We start from the raw sequence: 18,715 nt of genomic DNA, 5'->3' as shown, positions 1-18,715 counted from the left end.
GCGCTTTGCCCGGGCTCTTTTTATGCCTGCCATTTTTTAAATGCCAGGGTAGCGTTATGCCCCCCAAATCCAAAGGTGTTGCTGAGAACAGCCTGAATGTCGCCTTTACGGGATTCGTTCGGCACGTAATCAAGATCGCATTCCGGATCCGGCTCGTGCAGATTAATGGTCGGCGGCACTACATTATCTTTTAACGATAGAATACTGAAAATGGCTTCAATTCCCCCGGTTGCTCCAAGCAGATGGCCGGTCATGGATTTCGTCGAGCTCATCCATACGTGGTCCGCGTGGTCTTTAAACACTTTACGCACGGCAGTAGTTTCAAATTTATCATTGTACTGGGTGCTTGTGCCGTGAGCGTTAATGTACTGAATATCTTCTGCTTTAAGTCCGGCATCATCCATAGCCATCTGCATGGACCGCTGAGCCCCTTCGCCGTCCGGCGCTGGTGCCGTCAGGTGATAGGCGTCACCGGTGGAGCCGTAGCCCACGATTTCAGCATAAATTTCTGCGCCTCTCGCTTCAGCGGACTCCAGACTTTCAAGCATTAAGATGCCTGCTCCTTCACCCATCACGAACCCGTCCCGGTTTTTATCAAACGGACGGGACGCTGTGTCCGGGTCTTCATTCATGGTAATCGCTTTGGCGGAACTAAATCCGGCGATTGCCATTTTTGTGATCGGCGCTTCTGTGCCCCCGGTAATCATAGCATCAGCGTCGCCGCGCTGAATTACTTTATAGGCGTCTCCGATGGAGTTGGAGCCTGTAGCACATGCCGTAACCGTACAGGAATTCACTCCCCTGGCCCCTGTATAGATGGAAACCTGGCCGGAAGCCATATCCGGAATCATCATTGGCACAAAGAACGGGCTTACCCGTTTATAGCCACGCTCCATAAAATTTTGGAACTGGGTTTCATACGTTTCCATTCCACCAATGCCAGAGCCAATCCATACACCAGTCCGAGCTGCATTTTCTTCTGTAATTGTGTAATCCGCATCTTCGAGTGCCTGCATGGAAGCAACAATTGCAAACTGGGTGAAGCGGTCCATTTTCCGAAGTTCTTTCTTTTCCAAATAAGCCGAAGGGTCAAAATCTGTGACTTCTCCCCCGATTTTCATCGGAAGCTCAGAAACATCCACCCTCTCAATAGCATTAATGCCGGATACTCCGTCGACAGCGTTTTTCCATGAGGATTCCACTGTCTGGCCTAACGGGTTGACTGTTCCCATTCCCGTTACAACCACTCGCCTGTTTTCATTCATGCCACTCTCTCCTTTGTTATCTTCCGCATTTTCCTGTATATTCTCCAGGCCTATGTACCGAATCAGACTGGATATTTTCATTAGTCTGGCAATAATTTTATACGAATAGGGCACAGTTGTCTACTTTCTGCACGCCGTTTTGTTCATATAACCTTTATTCCTTTACAAACGACCGGTGATAGGTCCATTCAGCGATTAACGCTCCTATAATGGCTGTAAGAACAGCTGTCGTCTGGCTGCCCTCAAAAAAATAAACGATGCCTGAATATACAGCAATCAATACACAGATAAAAATAATTACCCCTGCCACAGCACGCTGCATTGTCATGTCATCCCTCCCGCTTCTTACCGCCTTCCCGGCAATTATACAAGCAGGCATCTGCTAATCCAAGTGATTATCCTCCTTTCTTCTCACAAAAGAAACCGCCCCTGTGTACAGGAACGGTTACCCGGTCTAGCTAATGACTGAAGCGAGTATTGCCTTTTGCACGTGCAGCCTGTTTTCCGCTTCATCATAAACGGCTGAATGAGGGCCGTCAATGACCGACGCCGCCACCTCTTCTTCCCGGTGTGCAGGAAGGCAATGCAAAAAGATATAGTCCTTTGCTGCATTTGCTGTCAGTTCTTCAGAAATCATAAAGCCTTTAAAAGCCGCGAGGCGTTTCGCCTGCTCTTCTTCGTATCCCATGCTTGTCCAGACGTCCGTATAAATAACGTCCGCTCCTTCTGCTGCTTCTTCGGGGTCCCTGGTGCGGGTGACTGAAGCTCCGGACTGCTCCGCGGCCTGTTCAATCTGCTTCCAGACTCCCGGATCTGGGCCATATCCTTCCGGCGCTGCGAGCACCGCATCCATCCCCATTTTCACGCTTGCTATCATCCAGGAGTGAGCAACATTGTTCCCGTCGCCAATAAAGGCGCTTTTTAAGCCCTGAAAGCTTCCCTTTTGCTCCTGCACAGTTAACAAATCGGCAAGCGCCTGACACGGATGGTATAAATCAGTGAGAGCATTGATCACCGGTACATCCGCATGATCTGCGAGTGCTTCCACTTTCCCGTGGTCGTTTGTCCGAATCATTAAAGCATCCACGTACCTTGAGAGCACTTTGGCTGTATCTTTGATCGGCTCCCCGCGGCCGATCTGCATGTCCCGGGGGCTCAGAAATAAGGAATGGCCGCCCATCTGGGTCATTGCTACCTCAAAGGATACGCGGGTCCTCGTCGACGCATTTTCAAAAATCATTCCAAGGGACCGGTGCGCGAGATGGGTATAATATGCTCCAGGGTTGTTTTTCATATCTGCTGCCAGTTCAAGCAGCTGCTTGATTTCCTCCGCAGAAAAATCAAGCAGTGTTAAGATACTCTGCTGCTGCAGATTTGAGGCAGGATTATTCAGGTTCGTTGCCATTTGTTACACTCCTTTTTCGGACAAAGCGTAATTTTGCAGCCATGATTCAATTGGGGCAGGCAGCTCTGGTGCTCCCTGAATCGCCTGAACCATCACACTTAGCGTACGTGCATTCGTTACAATTGTTTTACGTTCAATTAATGCTTTTTGGCGGCGCTCTTTGCCTGTTTTATGGCCCACCTCCGGGATACTGATAAAAGCTAAAGCATCCTCTGAGTGAATCCATTCATCAAACGGTATTTGTTGCGGGAACACTAATGTGTAACCCATGCCTTCGAGTTTGTCCAGGGACGGCTTTGCTTTGTCGTATTCCCCGGCAGCAATTTCGCAATAGACACTTCCAGTTTTTTTAAACAGAAGAGGCACCTGGGTTTCTGACCATGCAAATGCTTTCTGGAAAGCCCCGGAAAGATCTTTGGATATACCGATCAGCTCCCCGGTGGATTTCATTTCTGCTTCCAGTACCGGGTCGAGTCCGCTTAATTTATCGTTGGAAAAGACCGGAGCTTTCACTGTGTAATAGCCCGGCTCCTCATGAAGGCCCGCTTCTTCCATCCATGTTTTAAGTGAATGGCCAAGCAGCAGATGCACCGCCCCTTCGATCACTTTTTCTCCGGTGATTTTGGCAAAGACCGGCACTGTCCGCGATGCTCTTGGGTTTATTTCAATTACGTACAATTCACCGGCTTCGTAGACGAACTGGATATTAAAAATACCGTGAAAATCCATGCCTTCCGCAATTTTCTGCGTATAGTCCACCAACAGCTGCTTTACCTCTTCGCTAATGCTGAACGGAGGAGTCACAGCCATCGAATCGCCTGAATGAACGCCCGCTTCCTCCACGTGTTCAAATATACCAGGTATCCATATGTCTTTGCCGTCTGTTAATACATCCACCTCAAGCTCTGTGCCCGGCTTGTAGGAATCAATTAATATTGGGTATTCAATATCGTTGGCCGGATCTTCAATATACTCCACCAGTTCTTCTTCTTTGGTCGCAATTGCCATGCCGCGGCCGCCAATTACATAGGAAGGCCGGAGAAGCACCGGATAGCCGATTTCTTCCGCCTGCTTCAGCGTTTCTTCTCTGCTGCGGCCGGAAACTCCGGGAATATGAGGCACGTTTACCTGCTGCATAAACTGGTAGAAACGGTCCCGGTCTTCCAGCTGGTCGATAATATCAGACGTCGTCCCCAGCACTTCCATCCCTGCTTGTTCAAGCGATTCAGTCAGCGCTATGCCGGTCTGGCCGCCAAGCTGCACAATCACTTTTGTTACTTGCTCTTCCTTTGCCACGTGAAGCACATCTTCGGCTGTGAGTGGTTCAAAATACAAATGATCTGCCATTTCAAAATCGGTGCTTACCGTTTCAGGATTGTTGTTTACTATTACGGCTTCGTAGCCTGCCTCCTTCAAGGCACGTGCTCCGTGCACCGAGCAATAGTCAAATTCAATGCCCTGTCCGATACGGATCGGGCCTGACCCGAGGACGAGCACTTTGTTTTCTGTTGGCTCGGCCTCACGGTCGCTTTCCTTATACCAGCTTGAATAATAATACGGTGTTTCTGCAGTAAATTCTGCTGCACACGTATCGACCATATGGTATGAAGGAAACATATTTAACTGCTCCCGCAGCTGAAGTATTTCTTTTGTTCCGACGCCGGAGAGCGTATGCAGCTGTTCGTCCGTAAAACCAGCCTTTTTCCATGAGAGCAACTGGCCTTCGCTCCACTGTCCCCATGGAAGCGCCGCAATGTCTTTTTCTTTTTGAATAAGAGCTGAAAATGTTCTGAGAAAAAAGTACTGAATGCCTGTCTTTTTGTGGATCGTTTCCATATCCCCGTCCCGGCGGAGCCACTCCATAATATAAAAGAACCGCTTGTCGTCCTGCTTTAGTATCGCAGGCAGTATATCTTCATCTGGCACTTCCCTGCATTCCGGCAGAGCCAGCCCGTCATGCTTGATCTCAAGCGACCTTACCGCCTTCTGCAGAGCGGCCTCAAGATTTCTTTCGATGGCCATGACCTCTCCGGTTGCCTTCATCTGTGTGCCAAGCGTGCGGTCAGCGTAGGAAAACTTATTAAATGGCCAGCGCGGAAATTTGACTACTACATAGTCCAGTGCGGGTTCAAAGCTTGCATACGTATGTCCGGTGACCGGATTTAACAGTTCATGGAGGTGATACCCGATGCTGATTTTGGCTGCCATACGGGCAATCGGATAACCGGTGGCTTTAGAAGCAAGCGCGGAGGAACGACTGACCCTTGGATTCACTTCAATTAAATAATACTGCTTGCTGGCAGGATCGAGTGCGAACTGAATATTACATCCGCCTACAATCCCAAGCGCCCGGATAACTTTTAACGAAGAGCTCCGAAGCATCTGATACTCTACGTCTGTCAGCGTCTGGGACGGAGCCACCACAATGGAGTCTCCGGTATGGACTCCTACTGGATCGATGTTCTCCATGTTGCATACGGTGATGCACGTGTCATTTGCATCCCGCATTACTTCATACTCAATTTCTTTGAAGCCGGCAATGCTTTTCTCCACCAGACATTGATGAATTGGGCTTGCTTCAAGCCCTCCTTCGATGATGTAGCTAAGCTCGCTTTCATTTTGGGCGATACCGCCGCCGCCGCCGCCAAGCGTGTAAGCGGGTCGCACGATAATTGGATAGCCTGTTTTTTCTGCAAACGCCAGTGCTTCTGCTTTTTTCTCCACAATCTCACTTTCAGGCACTGGCTCTCCGAGCTCGTGCATGAGAGCACGGAATGCTTCTCTGTCCTCTCCCTGCCGGATGGAGTCGATCGGGGTACCAAGAAGCTCTACCCCGTACTTTTCAAGCGTCTGCTGTTCGGAAAAAGCAAGTGCAAGGTTTAGTCCGGTCTGGCCGCCAAGGGTGGCGAGTACCCCGTCCGGACGCTCCTGTTCAATGATCCGTTCCACTGTTTCTACAGTAAGCGGCTCAAAATATACTTTGTCAGCACAGGTGTCATCTGTCATCACAGTCGCCGGGTTGTTATTCAACAGGATGACTTCGATATCTTCTTCCCGCAGCGCCAGGCAGGCCTGGGTACCTGAATAGTCAAATTCTGCAGCCTGCCCAATGACGATTGGGCCGGAGCCGATCACCAATACTTTGTTTATATTTTTATCTCTAGGCATAGGTGGCTTCTCTCCCTTTATTCTCTATCGTTTCCAAAAATTCATCAAAAATCTCTTCGCTGTCTGCCGGCCCTGGATGGGCTTCGGGATGAAACTGTGCTGTCATGATTGGAAATTTTGTATGCACCATGCCCTCTACCGAGCCATCATTGACGTTTTTATATTTTATTTGGAAGGAGTCTTTCGGCAAGGATTCATCCGTAACGACATAGCTGTGGTTTTGAGAACTCATAAAAACTTTGTTTGTTTTCAGGTCCTGCACCGGCTGATTCGCACCGCGATGGCCAAAGCGCAGCTTCTCCGTATCTCCGCCGAAAGCCAGCGCAAGTAGCTGATGGCCCAGGCAGATTCCTAATGTCGGATAGGTTGTGGCAAGCTCCTTATACGTACTCAAATAATGCTCAAGCTGTTTGGGGTTGCCGGGGCCATTGGAAAACAGAAGGCCATCGGGAGCCAGATTTTCAATAGTTTGTTTCGGCGTATCGTAAGGCACGATCGTCACTTTGCACCCTTTTTTGTTCAGCTGATCCACCATCGACTGTTTGTAGCCAAAGTCCATCACCACTACGTGCCGGTCGCCGCTGCCGACCGTTATCTGCTTATCCACCGTTACAGTTTCAATCACATCACGCTCGCCGAGCGGCTCATACGCTCCAACGTTTACAGAATCCGGATCACCAGTCATAACAGCACCCATATCTCCCTTTTCCCGGATATTTTTGACGAGCGCCCGGGTGTCTACATTTTCCATAACAGGGATTCCAGCAGCAAGTGCTGCTTCTGCAAGCGTCTGGTCGCCTTCGTAGTGTCCTGAAGTACTGCATGCTTCACTAACAACAATACCCGCCGGCTGTGGCTGCGTGCTTTCATTGTCGGTTGGATTCACACCGTAATTTCCAATCAGGGGGTAGGTAAAAACCACTATCTGTCCATGAAAGGAAGGATCAGTCATTACTTCCTGGTAGCCGGTCATTCCTGTAAAAAATACAATTTCCCCATACGTATCCGGAAAGGCTTGCTGCCAGCTGCCTTCAAATATTTCGCCTGTTTCCAACTTTATATAACTTTTCATTTACAAACCCTCCTGGTACGCTTTTATTTTTCAAGCACTTCTCTCAGCGCTGCTGCGGCTTTTTCCAAGTCATTGTTTGAAATTGTCAGTGGTGGCAGAAGTCTCAGCGTGTTAGGCCCTGCAGCGATTAGCAGAAACCCTTCTTTCTGCATGGCGAGTACATAAGGTGCAGCACTATCATTAAGCTCGATGCCAATCATAAGCCCCGGCCCGCGTATTTCTTTCACCGACGGCAGGGAGGCTATTTTTTCTTCAAGCAGGCCCGTGAAAAAGCGTCCTTTTTCTGCTGCCATCTTCGGGGCATTGATGCTCATCAGCTTTTGAAGTGTCCCCTCTACCGCTGCCATGGCAAGCGGATTTCCACCAAATGTAGATCCATGGGCTCCGGGACCAAAGGCTTCCTGTAAATATTGTTTGCCAATCATCGCTCCCACCGGGAAGCCATTTCCAAGTGCTTTTGCTGTCGTAACGATATCGGGATTTACACCTGCCTGCTCATACGCAAACATTGTACCGGTACGGCCGAGTCCCGTCTGTACCTCATCTAGGATCAAAAGGGCTCCGTACTGCCTTGCAAGCTCTGCGGCTTTTTGGATAAATGCATGTTTTCCTGGAATGACGCCGCCCTCGCCCTGCACCGGCTCAAGCATAATTGCTGCAGTATCCTCGTCCACAGCTTTCTCCAGCGCATTCACATCGTTATACGGTAAATATTCAAAGTCCTGGAGCATGCGGCCAAATCCCTGATGAATGGCGTCCTGGCCGGTTGCTGCCATGCTTCCGTATGTCCGTCCGTGAAAAGACTGGACAAAGCTTTGGATTTTCTTACGCCCCGTGTATTTTCTGGCGCATTTTATAGCTGCTTCGTTTGCCTCTGTACCACTGTTTGCAAAAAACACAAGATCCCCGCCCGTAAGCTCCGTTAAAAGCCCGGCCGCCCGCTCCTGCTGTTCATATTGAAAAAAGTTGGAGCCGTGCCATCCAGCATGCAGCTGTTTCTCTACGTGCTTTATAACATCAGGATCCCCATGGCCAAGGTTCAACACGCTGATGCCGGCCATCAGATCTGTATATTTATTACCTTCTTTATCTGTTACTGTACACCCTTCTGCATGTGAAAAGGTGAGTTCCCATCTTTTATACGTTTCAAATAAATGCGATTTTTGTTCTGTCTGCTGCATTGTTATCTTCCTTTCAAGTCAGGGCCTGGACCTGTTCTCTGATTATTGCCGTTCCTTTCAGCTTTCCATTTGCTTGATCTGTGTGACCGTCCGCCCCGGCAATAACGACCTTTTCCAGGTCGCCAGTCAAACTTGCCGCAGCTGCCTGCACTTTCGGTATCATCCCGCCGTAAATCTCTCCGTCGTAAATGAGCTGTTCAAGCTTTTCTACCTGTATATAGTCGGCTTTGCTTCCATCGATGAGCACTCCCTCAACGTCTGTAATAAACAGAAGCTCTTTTGCGCCTATTGCCTGAGCGACAGCGGAAGCAGCCGCATCAGCATTCACATTTAGTTTTTTGCCGTTTTTATCAGCTGCAATCGGAGCTATTACTGGGACAAACCCATTTTCAATCATAGACTTTATGCAGGCAGTATTGACGTTTACAACCTCCCCGACGAGTCCAAGGTCCTGATCAGCCACCTGTTCTGCTTCAATCAGCCCCCCGTCAACACCGGACATGCCAAAAGCCCGGGTACCGGTGGTTTGAAGAGAAGAAACGAGAGCTTTATTCACTTTTCCAGAAAGAATCATTTCTGCCACTTCGAGTACTTCTGGGGTTGTTTTTCTCAAGCCGTTTACAAACTCACACTCAATCTGCATCTGTTCAAGCATACGGTTGATTTCAGGGCCTCCCCCGTGCACAAGAATTGGATTCATTCCTGTTTCTCTCATAGCAGCTATACTTTTGAAAAATTCTGCTGTGAGCTTGTTCACCGTCGAACCTCCGCATTTGACTACAGTGATGTTCTCCACGCTCATCTCCTCCTTCTTCCCTTACGTCCGGTAGCCGGCGTTGATTCTTACATAATCATATGTCAGGTCGCATCCCCATGCTTTACCACTTCCGCTTCCTATGTGGAGATTTACTGTTATCTCCACCGTGTCACTTTCCAGGTAAGCTTTTGCTTCTTCTTCGGAAAAATGAACCGGCGTGCTTGCTTTCAAGGTCTCCACCGGCCCTACTGATATATCCACCGTATCCGGATCAAGCTCCACTTCGCTGTACCCGAGAGCGACAATCACCCGGCCCCAGTTGGCGTCTGTGCCGTATACAGCGGTTTTCACCAGGTCTGAGCCGACAATCTGCTTAGCCGCCTGGCCGGCTTCTTCATCCGTAGCAGCACCTTCCACTTTTACTTCAATCAGCTTAGTGGCCCCTTCGCCGTCTCTTGCTATCTTTTTCGATAGAGACTCGCAAGTTTCTTTTAATCCGGCAACAAAAGCATTCCAGTCAGGATGCTCAGGATGAAGCGGGTTGTTTTCCGCCTTACCGCTCGCCATGACAACTACCATATCGTTTGTTGACGTATCTCCGTCAATGGTAATCCGGTTAAATGTTTTGTTTGTTATTTCCGAAAGCGCCGTCTGCAGGTGAGCAGGTTCAATCGCAGCGTCCGTAGTCACAAACCCGAGCATTGTGGCCATGTTCGGATGTATCATACCCGACCCCTTAGCCACGCCTCCGATAAACACTGCTTTATTGTCCACCCATGTCTGAAAGCACGCGTGCTTTCCGGCAACATCTGTGGTCATAATCGCTTCGTTAAAATCCTGCGCCCGTTCAAAACCCGTTTCCGGTTCGAGATGTGCGATGCCTTCATTGATTTTATCCATCGGCATTGCTTCACCGATCACCCCGGTGGAAGTTACTGCTACCTGATGTTCCGGCAGCCCGAATTTTTTGGCACTGTTTTTTCTCATGGTATAAGCATCTTCAAGTCCCTGTCTGCCTGTACATGAATTGGCATTCCCGCTGTTGACGACAATGGCCCGGAGCTTCCCCTCTTCGGCAATGCTCTCTTTTGTCACCTGCAGCGGTGCTGCCTGAATTTTATTCAGCGTATATACAGCGGCACTCGACGCCGGCACGTCACAAATAATAGCTCCGAGATCTTTTCTTTTTCTTTTGACCTTTGTATGAATACCCGCTGCGGAGAAACCGGCAGGGCTCAAAATGCTGCCTCCCGATACTTCTATTACCTGCTCTGCTGTCGATGCCTCTACCATGATTTTTCTTCCTTTCTTATGGATAAACCGGAAGCTGAGAAATCCCTTCCTTCTCGTCTGCTCCCAGCATCACATTCATATTTTGTATCGCTTGCCCCGAGGCGCCTTTAACTAAGTTATCAATTACTGAAACGACCGTCAGCCGGCTGGTGCGTTCGTCCACTGTCCAGCCGATATCGCAAAAGTTACTGCCATATACTTCTTTTGTTGCCGGGAATGCTTTCTCTCCACGTACCCGGACAAATGGCTCTTTGTCGTATGCCTGATGAAACAGCTCCTCTATATGCCCGCTCTTCGTCCCGCTGGTAAGCGGTACATACATAGTCGCTAAAATCCCCCTAGTCATCGGTACTAAATGAGGACTAAAAGTAACGGGATGGTTCTCGCCCGTACGCATGTCCAGTGCCTGTTCAATCTCCGGCGTATGCTTATGCTCATTTACTTTATAAATTTTAAAATTTCCGTCCATTTCACTAAAATGAGTAACTGCTGACGGCGTCCGCCCGGCTCCTGTGGTTCCTGTTTTAGCATCAATAATAATATTTGAAGGATCAATCGCACCTTTGCCTGCGATCGGCAAAAGACCCAACAGCACCGCAGTCGGGTAGCAGCCGGGATTGGAAAGCAGTGAAGTTCCTGCCACTTCGTTTCTATTCCATTCTGTTAAACCGTAGACGGCTTCTTTCAGCAGCGTTTCCGGAGCGCTTTCGCGCTGATACCAATCCTCATATGTGGCGGAGTTCTTCAACCGGAGGTCTCCGGATAAATCAATCACTTTTGTGTGCTTTGCAATGGTTTCGCTCCAATCCGCCGATATGCCGGGAGGCGTGGAAAGAAATACCACCTCATACGCGGACCAGTCAGCTGCTTCGAGCGGCTGTAGAATTTCATTATATAAATCTTTCATATGCGGATACACATCAGAAAGCATCGTATTGTGCTTCGACGAAGAATAAACGTCAATCTGTTTAACCCCGCGGTGCTGGGCCAGCATGCGTATTAATTCCACACCGCCGTAACCAGTTGCTCCAATAATCGCTATATTCATAAAGTTGCACCTCTGTTTATCTTTATACAATGTGTTCTGTTGATTATTATAAGTCTGAATATATATTAATGCAACTGTATTTTTATTTTTTCTTTATATTTTTTATATCTGTGCAGAAGGCAAGTTTTTAAGCTTTTTCCATCTAAATACCGCTTTTTGCGGAAAAACATTTTATGTATGAAAATGTACTATCAATGTATAAAGGTGATGAGTTTTTATTTTCGTTTTCACTAAATAGCACCGTTCCTTTTCTTTTCTTTTTGTTTTCATTCCAGTAAAATAAGGAACGAATCTTGTTTTTTTCTATACTGCTTCTACACAGCTGGCCATATGCATTTATATTTCCATTAGGAAAGAAGAGGTTTTTTATGAAAAAACATTTGATAGCTCTTGATTTAGACGGGACGCTTCTGAAAGACGATAAAACAATTTCCACAAAAACCTGGAAAGTGATCCAGAAGGCTAAAGAGGCAGGACATACAGTTGCCATTGCTACCGGCAGGCCATACCGGGCCAGCAAAATGTACTATCAGCAGCTCGGCCTTTCTACGCCTATTGTTAACTTTAATGGTGCATACGTACATCACCCGGCCGATCGATCTTTCCGCTCCTTTCATGAACCGCTTGACCTTGACCTTGCCCGGACAGTGATCGAAACCTGCCGGACGTTAAATGTGCAAAACATGCTCGCAGAAGTGCTCGACGACGTGTATATGGATGAGCATGATGAATCCTTTATCGATCTTCTGGCTTTCCAGGGACCGGTGACCGGATCCGGGAGGCTCGAGAGAGTACTCTCCCACTCTCCTACTTCCCTGCTCGTGTATCCTCAGGAGGGCACAGCAGAGCAGCTGCAGAACCTGCTTTCATCCAGTGAAGCTCAGGGTATGCACCAACGCTCCTGGGGCGAGCCTCATCATATGATTGAAATTATTAAAAAGGGAAATCATAAAGCAAACGGCCTGGAAAAAGTCGCTGCTTACGCGGGGCTCACCATGGAGGATGTGATCGCTTTTGGGGACGAAAATAATGACTTAGAAATGCTTGAAGCTGCTGGAACGGGGCTTGCGATGGGAAATGCAAGTACAGATACGAAGTCAGCAGCAGATGAAGTTATCGGTACAAATGAAGAAGACGGCATCGCCCATTATTTAGAAGAACGGTTGAAGCTTTCCACGGATAACGCGGTGCTTTTTAAGAATTAAATGCTTGATTTTGAATAAGGATGTGTTCAAACAATGCAGGTGTATAAAGTACCTACAGATACCGAACAGCATGTGAGGAATCAAATAGCTGACCTGTTGATGGGTCAGATGGATTCTATCGGCATGAAGGATGCATACAGGTTTCTGCAGCGGGCCATTAACCTTTCCCTTGACTCCGATTCTACTGCCCATATTTTCGTAGCCGAAACCGATGAACAGATCGTAGGTGCCGCTTTCTTAAATATCGGTATCAGTCTGGAAAAAGGCGGCTACTATGTCTGGCTGAATGACCTCTATGTGAATCAGCAGTACCGGAATCGGGGCATTGCGAAAAAGCTGCTCTTAAAAATTATTTACTGGGCTGAACATAATGATATTAAAGGTATTGAATTAGAAACCGGCGTGAACAACGCAGCTACCAAAGCACTGTATAATTCACTCGGGTTTTACGATGTTATTTCTAAACGTTATGGCTTTCGTTTTTAACTCCTGTCTTCCCTTATATCGGGAAGACTTTTTTATTGCCTGTAGGCAGTGTAGAAGAGCATAAGAATTCCTTTGACTTCGTTCGGCCCTGCGCTAATATAGGCATGGTCATGGTCAGCCTGAAAACGAAGCGCGTCTCCAGGTTCCATAAATTGTCTGCTTTCTTCTTTCGTCTGTACTTCCAGTTGCCCTTCGTGCACAAAAATATACTCTTCCACGCCGAATGGATGAGCAGAGGAGTAGTGACTACCATCGGAAGAAAGCACGAATTCATACCATTCGACTGGGGCCTGCTCATGCTTGGAAAAAATATTTCTGACTGCGTATCCGTTTTCTCCTTCCAGCCATTCGGCTTTATCTGCAGGAACAAATTCCGTATCCGGGCGGTGCTGCTGCAGAAATGCCGAAAATCCTACACCCATTCCTTCTGCAATCTTCCACATTGTCGTAATCGTCGGATTCGATGCCCCGCGTTCAATCTGTCCAAGCATAGGTTTACTCACTCCAGTTGCTTCCGCCAGTTTATCCAGACTCCACCCGCGGGCATGGCGAAGCTGACGTAAAGTTTTACCGATTTCTTTCCCTATTGATTCTTTCATTTTTTCACCTCTGTTGTATAATATAACATACAAATGTATACTGAAATCAAAAAGGAGGGAAAATCATGAGCAGTACAGCTTCGTTAGAACACTCCTGGATGAACGGCCTTACTCAGGGGGTGCCCATAGCCGCGGGCTACATCCCTGCTGCTTTGGGATTTGGCCTGCTAGGTGCCAACAGCGGCCTTTCCATCGTTGAAACTGCCCTCATGAGCATTATTATCTTCTCCGGCGCCGCCCAGTATATGGCCCTTGGATTAATCACTGCCGGCGCCGGTTTATACAGTATATGGGTCTCCACCTTTCTCCTGAATATCCGGCATTTGTTGATGAGCGCATCTGCTAAACAAATTTTTTCTTCTGCTTCTAAATGGAATCAGGCTGTTTTAGCCTTCGGCTTAACGGATGAAGTCTTCGCCCTGATTTCTGCCAGAAAAGATAAAACAAATATATTTTTTGGGATTGGGGTTTTCTTGGCAGCCTACATCAGCTGGGTAGCTTTTTCGTGTGCAGGATATTATTTTGGCGCTTTGTTTCCCGATTATCTTCAGATCAGCATGGACTTTGCGCTGTATGCCCTGTTTGCGGCATTATTGTTTCCAATGATTTTAAAATACCGGATGGCTCTATATACCGCTGGCTTAAGCGCAGCAATCAACACACTTCTTGGACTCTGGATTCCCTCCGGATGGGCCATTCCAACAGCAATGACAGCTTCAGTATTTATTGTCGTATATGCCAGTTCTTTGAAGCAGGAAAAGGAGAGTCAGCCATGAACATGCTTCTCTTAATCATTGGAATGGGTGTTATTACATACGTAACGAGAGTCGTGCCCTTTTTTTCGTTAAATATCGAACGCCTGCCCCTTCCAATTCAGCAGGCACTTCAGCTTATTCCCTACGCCGCGCTCGGAGCAATGCTGCTTCCGGGAGCCCTTCATTCTCCGCCTGATACCTGGTTTGGTCTGCTTGGACTCTGCACTGCTTTTTTGATTGCCTTTTTAGGCGGAAAATTTATTGCTATTATTTGCGGCACTGTCGGGCTGCTTTCCCTCGCTGCTTTTTTTATTTATTAATATAAAAAGCAGGAGCTCTGCCAGCTCCTGCCTTACGGGTTTTTGGACGTGTCCAAAACCGGAGAATCCAGATTTTCAGCAAGCATTTGGAATTCTGCCTGGTACGAATTTTCAGGGTCGAGAAGATCTGCATCAAGCTCCCCGTCCCACCTCCGTTTGTTTCCCGGGCTGACCTCCACGGATTTCTCCGCCTGCGTAAACACCTTTCCTTCTGAATAAACATAAACCGTCTCAGAGTCGTCTTCTTTTTTAACAATTACTTCTGCTTCCTGGCCGTCCTGGAAATTCAGCTTCATTTCTTCATTTCCCGTATTTTCAAATTCTAAATGCCACGTGTTGTTTTCAGTATCCAGCGTCCCGGAAAGCGTCCACGTGTTTTCTTCCATTGAAGCTTCCAGAGTGCCGGGGGAAGATTCTTCAGCCTGTTCGCTGCCACAGCCAGCTGGAAATATACAGAAACACGCTATCACCGCAGCTAACCACTTTTTTACAGCCATTCCTCTCACTTCCCGGCTTTTTTGATCAGTCGTCTTTACGGAACAGACCGAACACAGTAGTTGTGTTAATAATGTTTGTAAACGCCTCCGGATCTGCTTCCTGGACTACTTGCTGAAGCGTGTACATTTCATAACGCGTAATCACTGTCATTAATATTTCTTTTTCGCTGGCATCAAATCCTCCCCGCGCCGGAATCCGTGTAATTCCTCTGGTCAAATTTTGATGAATAGCATCCCGCATTTCGTCCGGATTTTTCGTTACAATTAAAGCCGTCAGTTTTACATGGCGTGTGTGGATAGTATCTATAACCCTCGAGCCGACATACAGCGTTACCAGGGTATATAAGGAGCTTTCCCAGTTGTATAAAAACCCGGCTGCTATCACGATAATCCCGTTTAACAGCATAAAATATGTGCCGACCGGACGATCACCCATACGGGCCAGTACGAGGGCTACAATATCCAGGCCGCCTGCCGAAGCACCCCACTTTAAGGCTACGGCAGCCCCAGCTGCTGTGATCGCTCCACCAAAGACACTGTTTAATAAAATGTCTCCCGAAAGCTCGGTAATAGGTATAAGGTCCAGAAAAAAGGTCGTCAGCGCTACGTGTAAAAAGCTGTAAAACGTAAACAGCCGTCCTACTTTGAACCAGCCTAGCATTGCAATCGGTATATTAATTAAAAACAAAAGCACCCCAGTGGAGAACGGCAGAAAGCCTGCAATAATCTGCGCAATCCCTGTAGCCCCGCTCGCAAATACGTTTGCCGGCTCCAAAAACAAGTTTAGGCCGACTGCCATAATTAAGGCCCCAAATACGATAACCAGGACGCGTGTGACCTCTGAGACAATAGATGAATGGCTTGTAAGCATAGTGTCCCCCTTTCTGCTGCAATGTTTATTCTAAATATGGGAAGAAGCCCATTTTGAGGCTGCTATCATCCCTTCTCTCGTTACTTTGTGACCTGCTTCCTGCTGAAGATAATAGGCCTGCCTGGATGACTCTCTATATGGGAGACGTTCAAAAAAGCGATACGACAGTTCGTAAGGCACCACATCATCTTCTTTTCCGTGCCAAAAAAAGATAGGCTTCGATTCAACTTTAGCAGGTTCAAGAGAAAGATCGTAGGTGGCCAGCTTCTCTAAAAGATCCTGTTCCTCGTGCTCTGACAGCTCCCAGTCAGAGTTTTTCTTTAGCGAACGTATCTGCTCTTCGGCCATTGCTTTCCAGGACGGCGACCCCATCATGATTATGCCCCCCTGAATCCATTCAAACGATTTAAGCGCCCCGCATGAAATGATTCCTCCCATGGAAGTGCCGGAAACGTATATGCGGCCGCTGTCAATCCATTTATATGTAGTCATTTCATTCACCAGGCTTTGGGTTTCGTTTACCGCCTGCATAACAATATTCCAAAACGCATAGGTTCTTCTGCCAGCATCAATATCTCCCGCGCGCTCTCCGTGATAAAGAGCGTCGGGGAGCACGACCCGGATCCCCTTTTCTGCCAGATAATAGGCAAAGGAAAGATTTTGTTCTTTACTGCTGCCAAGTCCGTGCCAAAATAAAACCGTAGGCTGCGGATGAAGTTTATCTGCCTGCCTGAAGATATGCAGGCTTGGAATATCTGCGATCGTTTGGTTTTCAATGGTAATCATGCTATTCCATCCTTTGCAGCCATTATAGTAGTGCACTCTGAATATTGTACCCCAGTAAAGCAATTATTGAAAAGACCGAAGCTTTCCATGTGCTCTAGAAACAAAAAAGACAGCTGCGTGCATTTAGCACTTCGACAGCTGTCTCTCTTTTGCCTATTTTTCATCTTTTTCCTTTGCTGTCCGGAGCGGTTCTTCCTCTTTTTCCTCTGCTTCTTCATAATGAAGTACAGAATATTGAGCACCTTCAGAGACCATTTTGTTGTCTTCAAAATCCTGAGGGTCCGGGTTGCCCACCGTTTCATTCAATTCTTTATCTTCATCTTCCTTCGTTTTGCCGCCTACCTTAGCCGCAGTGCGCTTAGATACATCTTTTACCTGGGCCCTTGTTTCTCCGTCTTTTAGAAAGTAGACGGCTGCGCCCACAATTAGTGCCGTCAGTACGGTCCATAAAATACCATTTTTCTGCATACAATATGCCTCCTGTCTCGATCAACTGATTTCAGTGCTTCTTTTCGCTATTTCCCAAATCATTTAATACTAAACCCTTCTTCTTTATGAAAAATGTTACATAGAAAAGCTGCAGAATTAATCTGCAGCTTTTCCCGAATTATTTTTTATATAGATCGTTTACGTCTTTCAATGGGTTTTCCATGCCGGAATTTGTTTCTTCATCCCAGGCGAGCATTCCTCCAGCAAAATTATAGACATTCTCGATCCCATTATCCTGAAAATACTGAGCCGTATGCTGGCTTCTCGAGCCGCTCCGGCAGATAAACACATATGATTCATCTTTTTTGAACTGATCGATCACTTCAGGCACCTGGTTCATCGGAAGCAGAGGCACCCCCGGTATGTGCCGTTCCTCATATTCCCCCGGCTCTCTTATATCAATCATGATTGGTGTATTTTTTTTGCTGCGGTATTGTTCTTTCAGTTCGTTTACATCTATTTGACGGATTCCTTCTAATTCATAGGCCATACTGGTTCATCCTTTCTATATTAACTTTCGGATTAATTCTACCATCTATATACTGATTCGTTAAAAGTCTTGTACCTTTGAATATGCCGTCTCTGATACAATAATGTAAGAATAGGAGGCGGTCAGCTTGAATAACGATATTATTTCGCTGTTTCCAGAAGCAGTGCCTAAGGAGCGGTGGAAAAAAATCACCCGCCCCGAACACTACCTTTATTACCAGCTTCCGGATGGCTCGCAAATGGCTCTTCCCATTCAATCCCTGTCTGTCCGGGAGCAGCGGCTGCTCGAAGCTATGCTTACACCGATTTCTCCCGGCATAGAGGAAGCTTCTCCATGGGCAGATTACCTTCAGGAAAGAAGCGATAAGCTGCCTGAACGGATTCCTGATCCGTTTCGCTTTTTGTTTCTTGAAGGCTCCAGCCTGCATCTTTGGAGAAACGATATTCATGATACACTTCTCGAATATTACCAGCGCTCTGTCGTCCTCTCAGCAATTGGTGATGAAAAGCTTCTTGCCATCATCCCGGATGATGGCCCGGAAGAGGAAGAAGTATTTGAGGCTCAGGAACTATCAACTCTGCTTATGGGAGACACGATGGTTGACGCTTCTGTGTATTACGGGAGAAAAATTTACCGCAGTGAAAATCTCCGTTCAATTTTTCAGCAGGAACAGAAAATGTTTTCGTTTCTTCAGGAGCAGCAGCCTTCCAGGCGCTCTTTCGCTCCCTTTGAAGCGTTGCCCTGTATCCATATGGCCGAAAATAATCAGCTCTCAAAAAAAGAGCTGATCCATTATGCCCTGGGCGGACTCGAGCAGGATGAAGAATTAATGCATACGCTCTATACTTTTTTCCTCGAAAATTTAAACAGCAGCGCCACTGCCAAAAGGCTTCACCTTCACCGGAATACGCTGAAATACCGGCTCGACAAAGTGACAGACCGGATTGGCATCGACGTCAAACAGTTCCTGCACGCTGCCCCGCTATTTTTGCTTCTTCAGGCTCAGTACGGCTCGGGCATCGCATAGG

20 protein-coding genes are annotated in these 18,715 nt (G+C 47.4%); 5 read left to right on the top strand and 15 right to left on the bottom strand.

What is annotated here, in order from left to right; all coding sequences use genetic code 11:
* Positions 1 to 20 precede the first annotated feature (20 nt).
* The 9 genes from fabF to argC all read right to left on the bottom strand — a co-directional run bounded on the left by fabF (position 21) and on the right by argC (position 11,189).
* Positions 21 to 1,265: a beta-ketoacyl-ACP synthase II gene (fabF, locus tag B5066_RS10560; RefSeq protein WP_079475889.1), complete on the bottom strand. Its 1,245-nt coding sequence runs from the start codon at positions 1,263 to 1,265 to the stop codon at positions 21 to 23.
* Between the two features lie 154 nt (positions 1,266 to 1,419).
* Entirely contained in the window at positions 1,420 to 1,593 is a 174-nt protein-coding gene (locus tag B5066_RS16750) for a hypothetical protein (RefSeq protein ID WP_158219149.1), read from the bottom strand.
* A gap of 126 nt (positions 1,594 to 1,719) precedes the next feature.
* Positions 1,720 to 2,670, bottom strand: a complete 951-nt coding sequence (gene argF, locus B5066_RS10555; protein ID WP_079475888.1) for an ornithine carbamoyltransferase — start codon at positions 2,668 to 2,670, stop codon at positions 1,720 to 1,722.
* 3 nt (positions 2,671 to 2,673) lie between these two features.
* The gene (locus B5066_RS10550) at positions 2,674 to 5,838 is read right to left on the bottom strand and encodes a carbamoyl-phosphate synthase (glutamine-hydrolyzing) large subunit (protein WP_079475887.1); all 3,165 of its coding nucleotides are present in this window, start codon (positions 5,836 to 5,838) and stop codon (positions 2,674 to 2,676) included.
* Positions 5,831 to 6,910 carry a carbamoyl phosphate synthase small subunit gene (locus tag B5066_RS10545; protein WP_079475886.1) on the bottom strand — a complete coding sequence of 360 codons (1,080 nt, stop codon included), beginning with the start codon at positions 6,908 to 6,910 and terminating at the stop codon, positions 5,831 to 5,833. Before B5066_RS10545 ends, B5066_RS10550 begins: the two co-directional genes overlap by 8 nt.
* A gap of 23 nt (positions 6,911 to 6,933) precedes the next feature.
* Positions 6,934 to 8,091, bottom strand: coding sequence for an acetylornithine transaminase (locus B5066_RS10540; RefSeq protein WP_079475885.1), 1,158 nt, complete (start codon positions 8,089 to 8,091; stop codon positions 6,934 to 6,936).
* Positions 8,092 to 8,104: 13 nt separating this feature from the next.
* Complete coding sequence (gene argB / locus B5066_RS10535) at positions 8,105 to 8,893, bottom strand: acetylglutamate kinase (protein WP_425320080.1); 789 nt, start codon at positions 8,891 to 8,893, stop codon at positions 8,105 to 8,107.
* 15 nt (positions 8,894 to 8,908) lie between these two features.
* Positions 8,909 to 10,141: a bifunctional glutamate N-acetyltransferase/amino-acid acetyltransferase ArgJ gene (gene argJ, locus B5066_RS10530; RefSeq protein ID WP_079475883.1), complete on the bottom strand. Its 1,233-nt coding sequence runs from the start codon at positions 10,139 to 10,141 to the stop codon at positions 8,909 to 8,911.
* Between the two features lie 16 nt (positions 10,142 to 10,157).
* The gene (argC, locus tag B5066_RS10525) at positions 10,158 to 11,189 is read right to left on the bottom strand and encodes an N-acetyl-gamma-glutamyl-phosphate reductase (protein WP_079475882.1); all 1,032 of its coding nucleotides are present in this window, start codon (positions 11,187 to 11,189) and stop codon (positions 10,158 to 10,160) included.
* Positions 11,190 to 11,557: 368 nt separating this feature from the next.
* On the opposite strand from argC, the gene B5066_RS10520 reads away from it, so the two are divergent.
* Together B5066_RS10520 and B5066_RS10515 are read left to right on the top strand one after the other, a co-directional pair.
* Complete coding sequence (locus B5066_RS10520) at positions 11,558 to 12,394, top strand: Cof-type HAD-IIB family hydrolase (RefSeq protein ID WP_079475881.1); 837 nt, start codon at positions 11,558 to 11,560, stop codon at positions 12,392 to 12,394.
* A gap of 33 nt (positions 12,395 to 12,427) precedes the next feature.
* The gene (locus B5066_RS10515; RefSeq protein ID WP_079475880.1) at positions 12,428 to 12,880 is read left to right on the top strand and encodes a GNAT family N-acetyltransferase; all 453 of its coding nucleotides are present in this window, start codon (positions 12,428 to 12,430) and stop codon (positions 12,878 to 12,880) included.
* Positions 12,881 to 12,912: 32 nt separating this feature from the next.
* Here the strand turns inward: B5066_RS10515 and B5066_RS10510 are convergent, their stop codons facing one another.
* On the bottom strand, positions 12,913 to 13,479 hold the full coding sequence (locus B5066_RS10510; protein WP_079475879.1) for a helix-turn-helix domain-containing protein: 567 nt from the start codon (positions 13,477 to 13,479) through the stop codon (positions 12,913 to 12,915).
* Between the two features lie 65 nt (positions 13,480 to 13,544).
* On the opposite strand from B5066_RS10510, the gene B5066_RS10505 reads away from it, so the two are divergent.
* Together B5066_RS10505 and B5066_RS10500 are read left to right on the top strand one after the other, a co-directional pair.
* Positions 13,545 to 14,255: an AzlC family ABC transporter permease gene (locus B5066_RS10505; protein WP_079475878.1), complete on the top strand. Its 711-nt coding sequence runs from the start codon at positions 13,545 to 13,547 to the stop codon at positions 14,253 to 14,255.
* Positions 14,252 to 14,554, top strand: coding sequence for an AzlD domain-containing protein (locus tag B5066_RS10500; RefSeq protein ID WP_179124088.1), 303 nt, complete (start codon positions 14,252 to 14,254; stop codon positions 14,552 to 14,554). Before B5066_RS10505 ends, B5066_RS10500 begins: the two co-directional genes overlap by 4 nt.
* A gap of 32 nt (positions 14,555 to 14,586) precedes the next feature.
* On the opposite strand, the gene B5066_RS10495 is transcribed toward B5066_RS10500, so the two are convergent.
* The 5 genes from B5066_RS10495 to B5066_RS10475 all read right to left on the bottom strand — a co-directional run bounded on the left by B5066_RS10495 (position 14,587) and on the right by B5066_RS10475 (position 17,687).
* Positions 14,587 to 15,051, bottom strand: coding sequence for a BsuPI-related putative proteinase inhibitor (locus B5066_RS10495; protein WP_079475876.1), 465 nt, complete (start codon positions 15,049 to 15,051; stop codon positions 14,587 to 14,589).
* A gap of 25 nt (positions 15,052 to 15,076) precedes the next feature.
* On the bottom strand, positions 15,077 to 15,922 hold the full coding sequence (locus tag B5066_RS10490) for a YitT family protein (RefSeq protein ID WP_079475875.1): 846 nt from the start codon (positions 15,920 to 15,922) through the stop codon (positions 15,077 to 15,079).
* A 30-nt stretch (positions 15,923 to 15,952) separates the two neighbouring features.
* A complete protein-coding gene (locus tag B5066_RS10485) occupies positions 15,953 to 16,708 on the bottom strand; it encodes a serine aminopeptidase domain-containing protein (RefSeq protein ID WP_079475874.1) in 756 nt (251 codons plus the stop codon).
* A 153-nt stretch (positions 16,709 to 16,861) separates the two neighbouring features.
* Positions 16,862 to 17,176: a hypothetical protein gene (locus B5066_RS10480; protein WP_079475873.1), complete on the bottom strand. Its 315-nt coding sequence runs from the start codon at positions 17,174 to 17,176 to the stop codon at positions 16,862 to 16,864.
* Positions 17,177 to 17,315: 139 nt separating this feature from the next.
* Positions 17,316 to 17,687 carry a rhodanese-like domain-containing protein gene (locus B5066_RS10475; RefSeq protein ID WP_079475872.1) on the bottom strand — a complete coding sequence of 124 codons (372 nt, stop codon included), beginning with the start codon at positions 17,685 to 17,687 and terminating at the stop codon, positions 17,316 to 17,318.
* Between the two features lie 127 nt (positions 17,688 to 17,814).
* Between B5066_RS10475 and B5066_RS10470 the strand changes: the two genes are divergently transcribed.
* Positions 17,815 to 18,714 carry a PucR family transcriptional regulator gene (locus tag B5066_RS10470; RefSeq protein WP_079475871.1) on the top strand — a complete coding sequence of 300 codons (900 nt, stop codon included), beginning with the start codon at positions 17,815 to 17,817 and terminating at the stop codon, positions 18,712 to 18,714.
* Position 18,715 lies beyond the last annotated feature (1 nt).

This window comes from Marinococcus halophilus (genome assembly GCF_900166605.1).
GTDB classification, from domain to species: Bacteria; Bacillota; Bacilli; order Bacillales; family Marinococcaceae; genus Marinococcus; species Marinococcus halophilus.
The sequence above is the reverse complement of the archived record's forward strand: the minus strand, read 5'-3'. Positions and strand labels throughout refer to the sequence as shown.

Excerpts from the sequence above, each read along its gene's own strand:
- B5066_RS10480 (WP_079475873.1), bottom strand. The coding sequence starts at position 17,176 with ATGCAGAAAAATGGTATTTTATGGACCGTACTGACGGCACTAATTGTG.
- B5066_RS10540 (WP_079475885.1), bottom strand. The coding sequence starts at position 8,091 with ATGCAGCAGACAGAACAAAAATCGCATTTATTTGAAACGTATAAAAGA.
- B5066_RS10510 (WP_079475879.1), bottom strand. The coding sequence starts at position 13,479 with ATGAAAGAATCAATAGGGAAAGAAATCGGTAAAACTTTACGTCAGCTT.
- B5066_RS10550 (WP_079475887.1), bottom strand. The coding sequence starts at position 5,838 with ATGCCTAGAGATAAAAATATAAACAAAGTATTGGTGATCGGCTCCGGC.
- B5066_RS10500 (WP_179124088.1), top strand. The coding sequence starts at position 14,252 with ATGAACATGCTTCTCTTAATCATTGGAATGGGTGTTATTACATACGTA.
- B5066_RS10505 (WP_079475878.1), top strand. The coding sequence starts at position 13,545 with ATGAGCAGTACAGCTTCGTTAGAACACTCCTGGATGAACGGCCTTACT.
- B5066_RS10475 (WP_079475872.1), bottom strand. The coding sequence starts at position 17,687 with ATGGCCTATGAATTAGAAGGAATCCGTCAAATAGATGTAAACGAACTG.
- B5066_RS10495 (WP_079475876.1), bottom strand. The coding sequence starts at position 15,051 with ATGGCTGTAAAAAAGTGGTTAGCTGCGGTGATAGCGTGTTTCTGTATA.
- B5066_RS10545 (WP_079475886.1), bottom strand. The coding sequence starts at position 6,910 with ATGAAAAGTTATATAAAGTTGGAAACAGGCGAAATATTTGAAGGCAGC.
- argB (WP_425320080.1), bottom strand. The coding sequence starts at position 8,893 with ATGAGCGTGGAGAACATCACTGTAGTCAAATGCGGAGGTTCGACGGTG.
- B5066_RS10515 (WP_079475880.1), top strand. The coding sequence starts at position 12,428 with ATGCAGGTGTATAAAGTACCTACAGATACCGAACAGCATGTGAGGAAT.
- B5066_RS10490 (WP_079475875.1), bottom strand. The coding sequence starts at position 15,922 with ATGCTTACAAGCCATTCATCTATTGTCTCAGAGGTCACACGCGTCCTG.
- argJ (WP_079475883.1), bottom strand. The coding sequence starts at position 10,141 with ATGGTAGAGGCATCGACAGCAGAGCAGGTAATAGAAGTATCGGGAGGC.
- argC (WP_079475882.1), bottom strand. The coding sequence starts at position 11,189 with ATGAATATAGCGATTATTGGAGCAACTGGTTACGGCGGTGTGGAATTA.
- argF (WP_079475888.1), bottom strand. The coding sequence starts at position 2,670 with ATGGCAACGAACCTGAATAATCCTGCCTCAAATCTGCAGCAGCAGAGT.
- B5066_RS16750 (WP_158219149.1), bottom strand. The coding sequence starts at position 1,593 with ATGACAATGCAGCGTGCTGTGGCAGGGGTAATTATTTTTATCTGTGTA.
- B5066_RS10520 (WP_079475881.1), top strand. The coding sequence starts at position 11,558 with ATGAAAAAACATTTGATAGCTCTTGATTTAGACGGGACGCTTCTGAAA.
- B5066_RS10485 (WP_079475874.1), bottom strand. The coding sequence starts at position 16,708 with ATGATTACCATTGAAAACCAAACGATCGCAGATATTCCAAGCCTGCAT.
- fabF (WP_079475889.1), bottom strand. The coding sequence starts at position 1,265 with ATGAATGAAAACAGGCGAGTGGTTGTAACGGGAATGGGAACAGTCAAC.